This is a genomic window from Rhizobium sp. AB2/73 (assembly GCF_020871915.1).
GTDB classification, from domain to species: Bacteria; Pseudomonadota; Alphaproteobacteria; order Rhizobiales; family Rhizobiaceae; genus Rhizobium; species Rhizobium dioscoreae.
Genome location: NZ_CP067073.1, coordinates 528,328 through 542,259, shown reverse-complemented (window position 1 = coordinate 542,259; position 13,932 = coordinate 528,328). Strand labels below are relative to the sequence as shown.

The window sequence follows — 13,932 nt, the reverse complement described above, 5'->3', positions numbered from 1 at the left end:
CCGCTATCCGACCATGCCACGCGAAGACCCAACAATGACCGAATCCGCTGCTAATTCCTTTTCGCCCGTTTCCGCCCGCCCATTGGCGAAGATCAGCCTGAAATGGGGCATGGTCGAGGAGCCTTCGCTCTCCATCCTGGAGAAGTTCCAGCTCCTGCGGGATCTCGGCTATGACGGGGTGGAGCTCGATGCGCCCAACGATCTGCCGCTCGACGAAGTTCTGAATGCCCGCGACAAGACTGGGCTCGCTATCCCCGGCCTCGTCAATGCCGTACACTGGAAGCGTCCGCTGACGGATCCCGATCCATCGGCACGCCGGGCTTGTGTCGATTCGATGATCAAGGCTCTGCATGATGCAAAGCTCTATGGCGCGACGACGGTGCTGCTTGTTCCCGGCATTGTCAATGCAGGCACCAGTTACAAGACCGCTTACGCGAGAGCTGGCGAGGAAATCGCCAGGATCCTGCCCGCCGCGGAAGAGAGCGGCGTATCGATCGCGCTCGAAAACGTGTGGAACGACTTTCTGCTAAGCCCCCTTGAGGCGGCGGATTTCATCGATCGCTTCCGCCATCCGAAGCTCGGCTGGTATTTCGATGTCGGCAATGTACTTCGCTACGGCCGGCCGACCCATTGGATCGAGGCGCTCGGCAAGCGCATTCTGAAAATCGACATCAAGGAATACAGCCTGGAAAAGATGAACAGCGAAGGCCCATGGAAGGGCTTCGATGTCGAGCTGGGCGAGGGCGACTGCGATTGGGCCGCGGTCAACAAGGCCCTGTCTGATATCGGCTATTCCGGCTGGGCCTCCCTCGAGGTGGCGGGAGGCGACCGACAGCGCCTCGCCGATTTGAAGAAGCGCGTCGATCGGATCGCCGCGCTCTGATGGCTGGATTGCAAGCGGGCGATGGTCAGCGGCCGGCGGCGGCCGCAAACATTGCCTTCGCATTCTTCAGGCCGGTTTCGCAGCCAAATTGCGTCGGCTCGTTGCCTTCATATTCCAGCGAGACGAAGCCGTCATAGCCCGAGGCGACGATGTCTTCGATGATGGACCTGACAGGCAGGTCGCCATAGCCGAAGACCGAGCCGCGGATCGCCTGGCCGCCGACCGTCCGCAGCCAGTCCGCGCCAGGCGCTGACTGGCGCACATAGAAATCCTTGAGGTGGATGAAACTTGCATGAGAGAGGCATGCACGCGTCCCCGTGAGCGGATTCTCGTCGACGCAGAGGAAATTGCCGATATCGACGGTCAACCTGAAGCTCGGCAGATTGACGGCATGAAGAAGCCGCTTGATCCGCTCGCTGGAATTCATGAAGAATCCGTGATCCTCGACGCTGGTGGTCACGCCATAACGCCCGGCATGCGCGGCGAGCTCATGGGTGGCGTCGGCGATTGCCGGAAATGCCGCTTCGAACTGGCCGGGCTCCGTTGCGCGGAGCGACCAGGGTACGACATCGTGGCGCAGGAAGCGGACACCGAGCTTGTCACAAAGCTCGACATAACGCTTCAGCCGGCCAAGCTGGAATGCGCGTTCGCCGTCATCAATGAAATTGCCGGACATGCAGAGGCCGGAAAGCGGGACGCCGTTTTTCTGGGACGCGCCCTTCAGCCGCTCCAGCATCTCCCCGTCATCGGCGAGTTCATATCGCAGGTCCTGCCCTTCGGGCGCCACGGAAAGCGTCGCCAGTTCGACATGATCGCCGCCATGTTTGCCGACCCAGGCAAAGACATCCTCGATCTGCATGGCGCCGCTCTGCATCAACGGACGGAAACTGTATGAACTCAGACCTATCTTCATCGTGCCTCTCCTCGAGCTTTTCACAAAAACTTTGTTCGGCAACTTAACAATCCCGGTTGACTTCGGCTACGATACATCTTTGTTTGCAATCAAATTGATTTAAGAGTGGGGAATAGCAGGAATGTCTCGTCAGTCCGCCGACGTCGTCATCATCGGAAGTGGCCCGACTGGCTCGGCCTACGCGCGGGTCATCAGGAACAACTGGCCGGAAGCGCGTATCCTGATGGTGGAAGCCGGCCCGCAGATTCTGCCGCAAAAGGGCGCACATCTCGACAATATTCTCGATCTCGACGAGCGCGCGGCCTGCGAGGTGCGTGCCCAGGGCGGCGACCGCAGCCCGCGCATGCCAATCAACAAGGAAGAGTGGGAGGCCCGCCGCGCTGGCGGCTTCGATCATTCGTTGCTGCGCCGCTCGGGCCTTTTCATCGCCAATGACGCCGATGCCCAGGATGAGAACCTCTTCGCCGGCTTCTCTGCGGCCAATGTCGGTGGCATGGGCACCAAGTGGTCGACCGGCACGCCGGTGCCGTCCGAGATCGAACTGGTGCCCTTCATCCCCACCGATGAGATGCATGAGGCCCTGGCCGTGTCGGCGCGATTGCTGGGTACCAACAAGGACCCACGCGCCGGCGATGCCGCGGCAATCGCCATGCGCGAGCGCCTGGGCGAGGTCTTCAATCCCGGTCGCTCACCCGATCGCTTCGTCCAGCCAATGCCACTCGCGGCAACGCCCGGTCCTGCCGGCCTGCGCTATCACGGCACTGACGTCGTTCTCGGCGACCTTGTCGACGAGCCCGAGGAGAGCTTTCATATTCTCTCTGAAACCGCCTGCCGCCGCGTGATCCATGAAAATGGTCATGTCACGGGGGTTGAACTTGCCCGCGCCGGCTCGGAGGAAACCTTCATTGTCAAGGCCGGCACGGTCGTTGTTGCATGCGACTCGCTGCATTCTCCTCAGCTGCTCTACGCCTCCGGCATCCGCCCTGAAGCGCTCGGCCGCTACATCAACGACCATTATATCGTCTCGCAGATCACCGAGATGCAAACCGATGTGCCCATGACCGCGATGAGCTGGATTCCGGCTACCAAGGATTTCCCCTATTCGGTCACCATCGCGCCGGCGAGCCTGCACTCGATGCCGCATGCCAGCGACATGAGCGGCCAGCCGATTGGCATGGGCGTTTTCGTGCCCTCCGATATCAGCGCCGACAACCGTGTCACCTTCGATGACGATCGCCGTGACTGGCTCGGGCTGCCGGCTATTTCCATCCATTGGCGTCAGTCGGAGGGCGACAAGGCGCGCCTCGAAGAGGCCAAGGGCCATGCCCAGCGAATTTCAGCCATTATCGGTCGCCCGGCGCCCGGTTTTGCCACTTTCGTGCAGCCGGTCGGCTCGTCGCTACATTATCAGGGCACGATCCGTATGGGCGAGCGCGACGATGGCACCAGCGTTTGCGACAGGAATTCCAAAGTCTGGGGCTTCGACAACCTCTATGTTGCCGGCAATGGGGTCATTCCCACGAAGACCGCCACAAACCCGACCCTGTTCAGCGTCGCTCTCGCCAGTATCGGCGCCACCCAGATCGCTGCCGCTCGCCGTATCGCCTGATCGAGAGACCCGCTGAATTATTGAGGAAAAACTCGAGGGCCGATCTCGGCCCGCCAAGCCTTGCTGAAGGTGGTAGGTCTGCTGGACGATGCCATGTCGCGTTCAACGCTATGGATCAATGATATTGAAGGGGTGTGCGCCCTTATCGTCGCCGAAAGGCGCCACCGTCGTCAACAGCAGATCGGTCAGTAGACCAATCGCGCTCGTATCGTTCCGGGGATCTGGCGGAGCGTATCGAGTATCTCGTTCGCCGTTTGGCCAACGCCTTCGACTTCAATGACCACGTAACCCGTGTCGCCGTGGGTCTGCAGGAACTCACCGACGATATTCAGCCCACGCGATGAAAAGATCGTATTCAGGCTGTTCAGGATCCCCGGGCGATTTTCGTGGACATGGATGAAACGCGTGCCGTTTGGACGCGGAGGCAATTGAACCTGCGGGAAGTTGACCGCGCCGAGCGTCGAGCCGACATCGGAATATTCAACAAGCTTCCTGGAAACTTCCCTTCCGATACGTTCCTGGGCTTCTTCGGTCGATCCGCCGATATGCGGAGTGAGAATCACATTGTCCAAACCTTGCAGCGGCGTTTCGAAGCGTTCCTTGTTCGATGCCGGCTCCTTGGGGAACACGTCGACGGCAGCGCCGGCGAGGTGTCCCTCTTTCAAGACCCTCGCAAGCGCATCAAGATCGACCACGGTGCCGCGGGAGTTGTTGATGAAGAAGGCGCCCTTCTTCATCCTGCGCAGCTCGGTCTCGGTGATCATGTTCTGGGTCGAGCTGGTTTCGGGAACATGCATCGTCACGAAATCCGCGATTTCGAGCAACTCGCCAAGCGAAGCCATGGATTCCGAATTGCCGTGGCGAAGCTTGTCCGACGGATCGAAATAGCGAACGTTCATACCCATGCTTTCGGCAAGGACGCTCAGCTGCGAGCCGATATTGCCGTAGCCCACGATACCGAGCGTTTTCCCGCGCATCTCGCGACTGCCTTCGGCGGATTTATCCCATCCGCCTGCATGAGCCGAGGCCGAACGCGGAAAAATCCGCCTGGTGAGCATGATGATTTCACCGATGACGAGTTCGGCAACCGAGCGCGTATTCGAATAGGGAGCGTTGAACACCGGTATCCCGCGCCGACGAGCCGCATCCAGATCGACCTGATTAGTTCCCACGGAAAAACAGCCGACCGCCATGAGCTTCTTGGCGGCGCTGAAAATCTCTTCTGTCAGCTGCGTGCGCGACCGGATGCCGATGATGTGTGCTTCGGCGATGTGGCTCTTGAGATCCTTGTCATCGAGGGCCTTCGGCAAATGGGTAAGATTGACGTAACCGGATGAGGCAAAATAGTCCACCGCGCTCTGGCTGATCCCTTCCAGGAGAAGGACTGAAATCCGGTCACGGGGAAGAGAAAGTTGTCCGGTCATTGAATTACCTTCGATCGTCAAATTCGATTAGGCCGACGTCGCTCGCCGCCACGACCACATGACTTAGACCATCCAAGGGACAGCGCAAGAACAAACTCGATTCGCTCTGCGGAGAGGAGCTTTGTTCTAGCAAGTCACCATGGTGATGGACCTATCCTTACTTTCTCGCGGTTGCCAGATCGGCGTCTGCATCAGACGAATGGATTGACGGTTGCTCTACTACTGAGTAGTATATAGAGCGCGGCAACAGGGAGCGAAGCGGGATGTCGGTAAAAGCATCAGTCTCAATTTCCGACCAGCAGGACGTCTTTGCGAGAAAGCTGGTCGAAGAGGGGCGCTTCTCAAGCCTGAGCGCCGTCGTGCAGCATGGGCTTGAACTCGTTCGCGAAGAAGCCGAGCTGAGGGCGGCCGAGCTTGCGGCCTTGAAGGCTCTGATTTCCGAGCGGCAGGCAGGTGACTTTCTGACCTTGGAGGAAGGTCGCCGGCGGACCCAGGAGCTGATCTCCTCCAAGAAGGCATCTCATGGTCTTTAAAGTCGTGCGTTCCGCCGACAGCGACCGGGACCTCGGCCTGATCTTCGACCATCTGATCGAATCCTATATCGCTCTTGGCGATCCGCTGGCTGACGCCTTCGATCGTGCTGCAGCGCGCCTTCACACGATCGAAGGCGACATGGAAGCACTTGCCCAGGCGCCGTATCAGGGAACGCTTCTGCCCGACGTGGCTCCAGGCCTGCGGCAGGTTACCAAGAACCGGGCTATCTTTAATTTCGACCTTGACGAAGAACGGCAAGTTCTTCGAGTGCTTGCCATCTTTTTCGGCGGGCAAGACCATCTACGAAGATACCTGACGCAGCTTGGCCGGGCGGAATAAGCACCGACTGCGAGCACGGTTCGTCATCGCCCACGCGAGTGCCGAAGCATGTCATCGAAGGTCGGTTCGGAAAGCTCTCGTCCGTCTTCAGGAAATGCTCCGCACCGGCTGGATATTCCCGGCAATTGAAATGCGAGCGATTGCCCAGAGCCGCCATGACCACCTCGACCACGACTGCGCAGACCTCCGGACCGGTGCCGTCGCCATGAACGACGGCAATCTCTTACATATCCTTCATCGCTGCCTCTTCAGATGCACTTGCCGCCATCGACATTGAGATCGACGCCGGTGATCATGCTCGCTTCGTCCGAGCACAGAAAAGCGGCGGCGTTGCCCATGTCCGCGGGCGTCGAAAGCCGCCCCATCGGAATGGTGGCGACGATCCGCGCCCGGCTTTCGTCGCTGTCGGAGCCGATGAAGGTCGAGAGCAATGGCGTATCGCCGGCGACGGGATTGATCGCGTTGACGCGAATCCCGAAGGGAGCAAGCTCCACGGCCATGGCGCGGGTGGCGGCGATACCCCATCCTTTCGAAGCATTGTACCAGGTGAGATTGGGGCGAGGGGAGACGCCGCCGGTCGAGGCGATATTCAAAATGGCGCCGTGCCGCTCGGCCTTGAAATGCGGCAGCACCGCCCGCGCACCATTGTAGATCGAGCGGATGTTGACATTGAAGATGCGCTCGAACTGGCCCTCGTCCATATCCTCCATCGGCATCGGTGGCTGTCCTATGCCGGCATTGTTGACCAGGATGTGCAGACCGGCGAATCGCGCCAGCGCGAGATCTCGCGCGGCAGCGAGGCTGCCGAGCGTGGCGACATCGCCGGCAAGCGGTACGACCGATCCTTCGTGCTGCGTTGCCACCCGCTCGGCTGCGGCGAGGTCGCGATCGACGAGCACGACCCGCGCGCCTTCCTCGACGAATTTTCGGACGATTCCTTCGCCGAAACCCGATCCGCCACCGGTAACGATCGCCACTTTTCCCGTAAGACGCATGTCAAGCTCCTCCATTTCCTACAGCATCGGATAACTCGAAGCGATTTCACAGTCCGATTATCTGAACGCCTTTTTAGCTTTCTTTATTTGTATTGTGGCCGTCTGATAGTGAATATCGACAATAGAATGAAGCTGGGAGGCCGCGCCATGACATTGACTTTCGACGCCAAGCAGATGGCGGCCGAGCTTTACGATGGTGGCTTCCGGCCAATGTTCATCGGCGGCCAATGGGTTGCGGCCCAATCCGGCGAAGTCAGCGAGACCTATAATCCGGCGACCGGCGCAGTCCTTGCAACGGTTCCGTTGGCTGCTCCCGCCGATGTCGACCGCGCCGTCGCCGCGGCGCGTCAGGCTCTGGAAGGGCCGTGGTCGAAGTTCTCACCCTATGAGCGCCAGGCGCTGCTCCTGAAAATCGCCGACCTGTTTGAGGCGAATTGGGAACGCCTTTCGGTTTCCGATACACTGAACATGGGCATGCCGATCACGCGCACGCTTGCCAACAAGCGTCGGGTCATCGGCATGCTGCGGTTTTACGCCGGCATGGCGACAGCCCTTCACGGTGAGGTGATCGACAATTCCATACCCGGCGAGATCGTGACTTTCACCCGCCGGGAGCCGATCGGGGTCGTCGGTGCGATCATCCCCTGGAACGCGCCTACCGCAGCATCGATCTGGAAGATCGCCCCGGCGCTGGCGACGGGCTGCACGGTGGTCCTGAAACCCTCGGAGGACGCGCCGCTCACGCCGCTGCTGATCGCCAAACTCATGCAAGAGGCCGGCGTGCCGGACGGCGTGGTCAATATCGTTACCGGCAAGGGATCGGTCGCCGGCGCCCGGCTGGCCGAGCATCCCGATGTCAACAAGATCGTCTTCACCGGGTCCACCGCCACCGGACAATCGATCGCCCGTGCCGCGGTCGGCAACTTGAAACGTGTTTCGCTGGAGCTCGGCGGCAAGTCGCCGGTGATTGTCTGCCGTGATGCTGACATAGACCGAGCCGTGCCCGTCGCCGCCATGGCGGTCTTTGCACATTCCGGGCAGATTTGCATCGCCGGTTCCCGCTTGTTCGTCGCGCGTGAGATCCACGAGGAATTCGTCGCCAAGGTCGCCGCTTTTGCCCGGTCGCTTCGGATCGGCCACGGGATCGAAGCCGATACCGACATCGGGCCGTTGATTTCGGCTCGCCAGGCACGGGTCGTCGAGAGTTTCATCGCATCTGGGCAGAGCGAAGGTGCTGCTTTGGTCGCGGGCGGCACGCGCCTTTCCGGAGCTCTCTACGACAAGGGAAACTTCATCGCGCCGACCGTATTCGGCGGCGTGAAGGACGAGATGAGGATCGCCCGCGAGGAGATCTTCGGGCCGGTCATTTCAGCGATGCCCTTCGATACGATCGAGGAAGCGGTCGAGCGCGCCAATGCATCGCCCTACGGGCTGGCAGCCGGCATTTTCACCCAAAATCTCGGAATGGCGCACAAGCTGGTGCGCCGCATCAAGGCGGGCTCGGTCTGGGTCAACATGTATCATGCGCTCGACCCGGCCGTACCATTCGGGGGCATGAAGATGTCAGGCTACGGGCGCGAGGGTGGTATCGAACACCTTCACGAGTATCTCGAAACCAAGGCTGTTTGGATACAGACGGACTAGCGTTCAGCCTTCGCCGCGCAGATTGGTGCGGATAAGCGCGATGAGTTGCTCGGCATAGCGCTGCTGCACATAGCCACGGGTCGTGATGATGCCGACAGCCCGCCGGGCGTTGGGATTTTCGAGCGGTACGACGCGGACGCGGCTGTCGACATTCTGCCCCAACGCGATACCGGGCACGATCGAAACGCCGAGCCCCGACGCGGCGAGCGCTAGCGCGGTTTGTGCGCTCTCGACCTCGTATTGAACATCAAGCTCGACGCCATCCTCACGCGTCAGGCGATCGACGAGGCCGCGAACGGCGGTCTTGCGATTGAGCATGATCAGCGGGAATTGGGCGATTGTCTTCAGCCGGATCGTTTTTTCACCGCTGTATAGCTCTTCGGGAATGCAGGCGACGAGCGGATCGTCGATGATCGATTCGAAGTGGAAGTCGTTGAGGTTGGGCACCTCCGGGCCGATATAGAATTCCACCTCTTGCTGCTGCAGCATGACGAGTGCTGCCTGCGGCGGGGTTTCCTGCACCTCGACCATGCTGCGCGGATAGCGCAGCTTGAAGGTCGACAGGATGTCGCCGAGCCGGCTGGTGGCAAGCGTCGGGGCGCAGGCGATCTGGACTTTCCCCTTGCGGCGGGCGGCCAATTCCGCCAGCCTGTCGAGACTGGCCTGAACGTCGGCCATGGCACGCCCAACTTCCTCGAACAGCGCCTGGCCCTCGTTGGTGAGATTGACCCGCTGCGGCGTGCGTGTGAACAGGCTGATGCCGATCTGCTCCTCAAGATCCTTGATCTGCATGCTCACCGCCGAAGGTGACCGATTGCTTTCTTCCGCGGCCTTGCGGAAACTTCCGGATTCCGCTGCAAGAAGAAAGGTTTGCAGCAATTTAAGATTGATATTTGGCATGGCTGTTATGGTCTCACTCGCGCCGATCGATCCCGATCGACCACCTCCGAGCGTGAGCATATTCATGCGATTGTTACAAGATCGACCATGGAAAAAAGCCGCCTGTGATGCTCGGCGCAAGCGGCCCGCCGAGCAGCTTGGATCGGGAGGGATCAACGAACGCCGCAAGCATGATTTTCTCTTCGGGTGCATCCGATACTGGAGTTGCGAAAGAAGACCGTTTGGAGGCAGCAGGGCGCAAGAAGTATCAGATCGCGATCGAGTACGGGCCAGAACGCGTTTGAGGTCGAGTTTTTGCGGGTCTCGTTCATGTTCTCGGCATGAACACGAACACCGAACAAAACCGCAAACTCGCTGAAACGCTCAGGTCATTGTCGCTTGAGCCTTCGTTCCAAACATTGGAGCCGCCGGCCAAGAAGAGCCGGCGGCTTGTCCTCACGAGTACCATGCTCACTCTTGGCGTCAACGCGATCGCGGTCGCCTTCTTCTGGCCGGATATCGCGCCTCGCCTCAAAACCTCCCTTCAGCCGCAGCCGGACATCGAGGCCTGGGGCACGGCGCAAACTGGTGACAAATCAAGTGTTCCATCCATTCAGGCGGCCTCCGGTAGCGGTTCGCCCATCCCTTCCGACAATTCGCTGAGATCGGCATCCGCGCCGGAGATAACCGGTTCCGGCTTCGTCGTCACCCCGCGTATCGTGACGGTCTTTTCCAAATATGAGGGAGAGATCGCATCCGTTGGCGTCAGTATCGGCGATCGCGTTGAAGCCGGGCAGGTTATCGTCAGGATCGATGACGTCAGTGCCGGCTTCTCACTCGAGCAGGCCAAGGCCGACAGCGATGCCGCCAAGCTTGTCCTCGACGGAAAGATCCTGGCCCTCAAGCAGGCCGACAGCTCGTTGCAACGCAATACGGTGCTCTCTGCGAAGAGCGCTGTCTCGATCCAGACCGTCGAGGAAGCACAAACAGCCAGAGATGCGGCGGTGAATGCCGTCGATCAGGCACGCCAAAGCTATGCCAGAGCCCAACTCGGCGTGAAGATCGCGCAGGAACATGTTGATGCGTTGACCGTCAGAGCTCCGATCTCGGGCACGGTGACACGGCTCGACGCCCACGTCGGCGGTCGGGTACTGGCCAGAGTGGACGGTATCAAGGAAAATGAAAGCCTGCTGACGATCACCGATACCAAAACCCTGGTGATCGACGCCGATGTCGCCGAAACCAATATCGGCGAACTTAGTCCGGGCCTTCGCGGCGAAGCCGTCCTCGACGGCTTTCCGGACAAGCCCTTCGCGACCGAGATTCTCCAGCTTTGGCCAGTCGCTTCGGCGGAAAAGGGCACGATCAGGCTGCGCCTGGCGCTCCTCGATCCACCTGACGGCACCATGCCCAACATGGCCGTCCGCATTCGTATTTCGACGATCCCAGCACAGCAGCCAGGAGACACACCTCGATGACCGCCTCCACAAGCAACGAGCCCTATATCGTACTCAACAATGTCAAGAAGGGATACAGGATAGGGACCGAGACCGTCCCGATCTTTGCCGATCTCAATCTTGAGATAGCACGTGGCGAGTTCGTCGCGATCATGGGGCCTTCCGGATCCGGGAAATCGACGCTGCTCAACATGCTGTCGGGCATAGACAAGCCGGATCAGGGTCGTCTGCGTATCGGAGTCAGCAATCTCGATCAGATGGGCGAGGCGGCCCGTTCGTCCTGGCGCGCCCACAATATGGGGATCGTCTTTCAGTTCTATAATCTCCTGCCGATGCTGAACGCGGCCGAGAACATCGAACTGCCGCTTCTCTTGAAGCCGCTCTCGTCGCGGGAGCGCCAGGTCCGTGTTAACAAGGTTCTGGATCTGGTGGGGCTTTCGGGTCGCCAGAAGCAGTATCCGAAGCTGATGTCCGGCGGTCAGCAGCAGCGCGTCGGTATCGCGCGGGCGATCGTCGCGGACCCGGCATTGCTGCTCTGCGACGAGCCCACGGGCGACCTCGACCGCCGGTCGGCGGACGAGGTGCTGGAAATGCTGCGCTTTCTGAACCGCGAACTTCGCAAGACAATCATCATGGTGACCCACGACCCGCGGGCCGCAAGCTATGCCAGCCGAACGCTTCATCTCGACAAGGGCCATTTCGTCGAAGAGCGGAGGGCGGACGCATGACGTTCCTCGATCTCGTACGAAAAAGTATGCGGAGAAAGCCGCTGCGTACGATATTGCTGATGGTCAGCGTCGCCACGGCCTTTCTCATCTATGGTCTGACGACGAGCTTCATCGACGGTAGCCAGGGCTCGTCGGCGGCCAGTGAGGACATCCTCGGGGTCATGAGCGCGGCTGGCCGCGCCCAGCCGCTGCCGATGTCCTACCTGAACCGGATCGCCGCCGCACCAGGTGTAGCCGCCGTCGGCTATATGTCGCGCCTGCGTGGCTTCGCGACGGTCGAGAAGAACATCATCGCCGTGAGTGCCGCCGATCCAGCGCGACTTTACAGTTCGAACGGTAAGGAGCTCGGGCTGACGCCAGATCTGATGGGCGCACTCAGCAGGGACCGCGGCACCGTCCTCGTAGGCCAGGCGCTCGCCGAGGCGCAAGGCTGGACCGTCGGCCAAAAGATCACCGTCACCAGCTTCGATATGGCAAGGCAGGATGGCAGCCGTGACTGGTCCTTTGAAATCGCCGGCATCTTCAACGGCGAGAACGCCTCCACCGACACCTATTTCGTCATCGCTCAATACGACTACGTCAATGCGCTCAGAGCCCGCAACAAGGATACGGTCGACGCCTTCATCATTAGACCTCAGCCTGATGTTCAGACAGGGGAACTTGCCTCGAAGATAGATCAGCTGTTCGCCAATTCGGCGGCGCCGACACAGACCAGATCGGAAAAGCAGTTCCTCGAGGCCTTCCTGCGCCAATATGCCGATATCGGCCTCATCGTGAACATGGTGGTCGGCGCGGCATTCGTCACGCTGCTGATGATCGTCGGCAACACCATGGTCTTTGCCGTTCGCGAGCGCACCTTCGAGATCGGCGTTTTGAAAACCCTGGGCTTTTCCGGCTCATGGATCATGGCGCTGATCCTCGGCGAAACATTCTTCATATTTGTGGTCGGCGCCGCCATCGGCCTGATACTTGCATTGCTTGCAACGGTCATCACGGGACCTGCGATCGGCCTCGTCTTTTCCAATGCGATTTTTGCAAGAGCCCTGGCGTTGGTCATCCTGCTTGCGCTTTTGACAGGTGCGCTTCCGGCCCTGAACGCGCTTAGGATCCCGATAATCTCCGCATTCAGAACGAGGTAGATCCATGTCTTCCAATGCCAGGCAAGCATTCGTCATGATCAGGGCAAATCTGTTCAGCCTGCCGCGACGCATCTCCATTTCCGCCTCCATGGTTCTTTCCGTGGCGCTCGTTGTCTGCGTTCTCGCGGGCTTCCTGGCCATGGCAAGAGGCTTCGAGACGGCTCTGCAAAGTGCCGGCTCCAGCTCCGTCGCGGTCGTCCTGGGTGGCGGCACCAACCAGGAGACCGGCTCAGATGTACCCGCCTCGGTCATTCGCAACCTGAGCGCAATGACCGACGATATCGGCGTGACGCGAGACACCAACGGCATGCTGATTTTCTCCCGTGAAATCGTCGTTGCCGTCGACGCCAAATCGAACGGGCCGGATACGAGCCGGACCTTGGCTCTTCGCGGCATGGATCAGTCCGGTCCCTCTATCCGCGACCATATCGCCTTGTCGTCCGGCCGCCTGTTCACGCCCGGTTCGCGTGAGATCGTCGTCGGGGACCGCCTCGCGCAACAGGTCGGAATATCGATCGGCGGCACCTTACGGCTCGGCATGGTCGACTGGACGGTGGTAGGCCTGTTCTCGGCGCGGGGCAGCGCCTTCGAGTCCGAGATCTGGGCCGACCTCGACGCTGTTCGATCAGCCTTCGACCGGCAGGGGCAGGTCCAGAGCCTGCGCTTACGCCTGTCCGATCCCACCTCTGTGTCCCGGCTGCAGGCCAAGCTCGACACAATAAAGACAACGCCGTTGCGCGCCGTTGTTGAAGCCGACCTCTATGCGGCGCAATCAGCCCGCACGGCCAGTCTCATCCGGCTGTTCGGCTGGCCACTTGCGTTATTGATGGCCGTCGGAGCGACCGCCGGTGCGCTCAATACAATGATGAATTCCGTGTCGGACCGTACCGTCGAGATCGCAACGGTTCGGGCGCTCGGCTTCAGCCGGCTATCCGCGTTTCTCGGCACATGGGTGGAGGCAATCATGCTTGCCGCCCTCGGCGTGGCGTTTGGACTGCTCGCATCCTGGCTGGCTTTCAATGGCTGGCAGGCAAGCACGGTGGGGGCGAATGGAACGCGAATGGCGTTCCAGCTCTCCGTAACCGGCGATGTCATGGCGACGGCGGGTCTGCTCGGACTTGCGATCGGCATTCTGGGCGGCGCCTTGCCGGCGACCCTCGCCAGCCGGCTGCCCTTGACTGCAGCGCTTCGGTCAAGCGGATGACCGCCCAAGCGTGAGGGTTTAGTATTTTCATAGCGCCTATTCATAGAGTAATGGCGCTATTAATGACGTAGATGTCGCGTTATTTGAAATACAAACGAGTAATCAAAAAAAGAATTGCATCAACCTTCGGATGTAAGCTCGTAGTCCTGATCGAAAGAAGGTCTTTTCTTGTAAAAGCAGGCTC

13 protein-coding genes are annotated in these 13,932 nt (G+C 60.2%); 9 read left to right on the top strand and 4 right to left on the bottom strand.

Annotation, left to right across the window (positions count from 1 at the left end; translation table 11 throughout):
- Positions 1 to 34: 34 nt before the first annotated feature.
- Positions 35 to 883 (top strand): sugar phosphate isomerase/epimerase family protein, encoded by an 849-nt coding sequence (locus I8E17_RS28535; RefSeq protein ID WP_229002206.1) that lies wholly within the window; start codon positions 35 to 37, stop codon positions 881 to 883.
- 25 nt (positions 884 to 908) lie between these two features.
- On the opposite strand, the gene I8E17_RS28530 is transcribed toward I8E17_RS28535, so the two are convergent.
- Positions 909 to 1,796 (bottom strand): sugar phosphate isomerase/epimerase family protein, encoded by an 888-nt coding sequence (locus I8E17_RS28530; protein ID WP_113367439.1) that lies wholly within the window; start codon positions 1,794 to 1,796, stop codon positions 909 to 911.
- Between the two features lie 121 nt (positions 1,797 to 1,917).
- Between I8E17_RS28530 and I8E17_RS28525 the strand changes: the two genes are divergently transcribed.
- A complete protein-coding gene (locus I8E17_RS28525; protein ID WP_069615193.1) occupies positions 1,918 to 3,405 on the top strand; it encodes a GMC oxidoreductase in 1,488 nt (495 codons plus the stop codon).
- Between the two features lie 185 nt (positions 3,406 to 3,590).
- Here I8E17_RS28525 and serA read toward each other — a convergent pair whose 3' ends face one another.
- Positions 3,591 to 4,829 (bottom strand): phosphoglycerate dehydrogenase, encoded by a 1,239-nt coding sequence (gene serA, locus I8E17_RS28520; protein ID WP_113367438.1) that lies wholly within the window; start codon positions 4,827 to 4,829, stop codon positions 3,591 to 3,593.
- Between the two features lie 263 nt (positions 4,830 to 5,092).
- Here serA and I8E17_RS28515 point away from each other — a divergent pair, with 263 nt between their 5' ends.
- The gene (locus I8E17_RS28515) at positions 5,093 to 5,362 is read left to right on the top strand and encodes a type II toxin-antitoxin system ParD family antitoxin (RefSeq protein WP_069615195.1); all 270 of its coding nucleotides are present in this window, start codon (positions 5,093 to 5,095) and stop codon (positions 5,360 to 5,362) included.
- Positions 5,352 to 5,702 (top strand): type II toxin-antitoxin system RelE/ParE family toxin, encoded by a 351-nt coding sequence (locus I8E17_RS28510; protein ID WP_113367437.1) that lies wholly within the window; start codon positions 5,352 to 5,354, stop codon positions 5,700 to 5,702. The genes I8E17_RS28515 and I8E17_RS28510 overlap by 11 nt, the downstream gene beginning before the upstream one ends.
- Positions 5,703 to 5,950: 248 nt before the next feature.
- Here I8E17_RS28510 and I8E17_RS28500 read toward each other — a convergent pair whose 3' ends face one another.
- On the bottom strand, positions 5,951 to 6,697 hold the full coding sequence (locus I8E17_RS28500; RefSeq protein WP_069615271.1) for a glucose 1-dehydrogenase: 747 nt from the start codon (positions 6,695 to 6,697) through the stop codon (positions 5,951 to 5,953).
- A 147-nt stretch (positions 6,698 to 6,844) separates the two neighbouring features.
- Here I8E17_RS28500 and I8E17_RS28495 point away from each other — a divergent pair, with 147 nt between their 5' ends.
- Entirely contained in the window at positions 6,845 to 8,341 is a 1,497-nt protein-coding gene (locus I8E17_RS28495; RefSeq protein WP_113367499.1) for an aldehyde dehydrogenase family protein, read from the top strand.
- 3 nt (positions 8,342 to 8,344) lie between these two features.
- Here I8E17_RS28495 and I8E17_RS28490 read toward each other — a convergent pair whose 3' ends face one another.
- The gene (locus I8E17_RS28490; RefSeq protein ID WP_113397243.1) at positions 8,345 to 9,241 is read right to left on the bottom strand and encodes a LysR family transcriptional regulator; all 897 of its coding nucleotides are present in this window, start codon (positions 9,239 to 9,241) and stop codon (positions 8,345 to 8,347) included.
- Positions 9,242 to 9,561: 320 nt separating this feature from the next.
- Between I8E17_RS28490 and I8E17_RS28485 the strand changes: the two genes are divergently transcribed.
- The 4 genes from I8E17_RS28485 to I8E17_RS28470 are packed head-to-tail and all read left to right on the top strand — an operon-like array spanning position 9,562 to position 13,748.
- The gene (locus I8E17_RS28485) at positions 9,562 to 10,698 is read left to right on the top strand and encodes an efflux RND transporter periplasmic adaptor subunit (RefSeq protein ID WP_113367435.1); all 1,137 of its coding nucleotides are present in this window, start codon (positions 9,562 to 9,564) and stop codon (positions 10,696 to 10,698) included.
- Positions 10,695 to 11,405 (top strand): ABC transporter ATP-binding protein, encoded by a 711-nt coding sequence (locus I8E17_RS28480; RefSeq protein ID WP_113367434.1) that lies wholly within the window; start codon positions 10,695 to 10,697, stop codon positions 11,403 to 11,405. Before I8E17_RS28485 ends, I8E17_RS28480 begins: the two co-directional genes overlap by 4 nt.
- Positions 11,402 to 12,544 (top strand): FtsX-like permease family protein, encoded by a 1,143-nt coding sequence (locus I8E17_RS28475; RefSeq protein ID WP_113367433.1) that lies wholly within the window; start codon positions 11,402 to 11,404, stop codon positions 12,542 to 12,544. The genes I8E17_RS28480 and I8E17_RS28475 overlap by 4 nt, the downstream gene beginning before the upstream one ends.
- A 4-nt stretch (positions 12,545 to 12,548) precedes the next feature.
- A complete protein-coding gene (locus I8E17_RS28470; protein ID WP_113367432.1) occupies positions 12,549 to 13,748 on the top strand; it encodes an ABC transporter permease in 1,200 nt (399 codons plus the stop codon).
- Positions 13,749 to 13,932: the final 184 nt, after the last annotated feature.

What these genes read in the sequence shown, in the direction of transcription:
- I8E17_RS28535 (WP_229002206.1), top strand. Translation starts at nt 35, where the DNA reads ATGACCGAATCCGCTGCTAATTCCTTTTCGCCCGTTTCCGCCCGCCCA.
- I8E17_RS28530 (WP_113367439.1), bottom strand. Translation starts at nt 1,796, where the DNA reads ATGAAGATAGGTCTGAGTTCATACAGTTTCCGTCCGTTGATGCAGAGC.
- I8E17_RS28525 (WP_069615193.1), top strand. Translation starts at nt 1,918, where the DNA reads ATGTCTCGTCAGTCCGCCGACGTCGTCATCATCGGAAGTGGCCCGACT.
- serA (WP_113367438.1), bottom strand. Translation starts at nt 4,829, where the DNA reads ATGACCGGACAACTTTCTCTTCCCCGTGACCGGATTTCAGTCCTTCTC.
- I8E17_RS28515 (WP_069615195.1), top strand. Translation starts at nt 5,093, where the DNA reads ATGTCGGTAAAAGCATCAGTCTCAATTTCCGACCAGCAGGACGTCTTT.
- I8E17_RS28510 (WP_113367437.1), top strand. Translation starts at nt 5,352, where the DNA reads ATGGTCTTTAAAGTCGTGCGTTCCGCCGACAGCGACCGGGACCTCGGC.
- I8E17_RS28500 (WP_069615271.1), bottom strand. Translation starts at nt 6,697, where the DNA reads ATGCGTCTTACGGGAAAAGTGGCGATCGTTACCGGTGGCGGATCGGGT.
- I8E17_RS28495 (WP_113367499.1), top strand. Translation starts at nt 6,845, where the DNA reads ATGACATTGACTTTCGACGCCAAGCAGATGGCGGCCGAGCTTTACGAT.
- I8E17_RS28490 (WP_113397243.1), bottom strand. Translation starts at nt 9,241, where the DNA reads ATGCCAAATATCAATCTTAAATTGCTGCAAACCTTTCTTCTTGCAGCG.
- I8E17_RS28485 (WP_113367435.1), top strand. Translation starts at nt 9,562, where the DNA reads ATGAACACGAACACCGAACAAAACCGCAAACTCGCTGAAACGCTCAGG.
- I8E17_RS28480 (WP_113367434.1), top strand. Translation starts at nt 10,695, where the DNA reads ATGACCGCCTCCACAAGCAACGAGCCCTATATCGTACTCAACAATGTC.
- I8E17_RS28475 (WP_113367433.1), top strand. Translation starts at nt 11,402, where the DNA reads ATGACGTTCCTCGATCTCGTACGAAAAAGTATGCGGAGAAAGCCGCTG.
- I8E17_RS28470 (WP_113367432.1), top strand. Translation starts at nt 12,549, where the DNA reads ATGTCTTCCAATGCCAGGCAAGCATTCGTCATGATCAGGGCAAATCTG.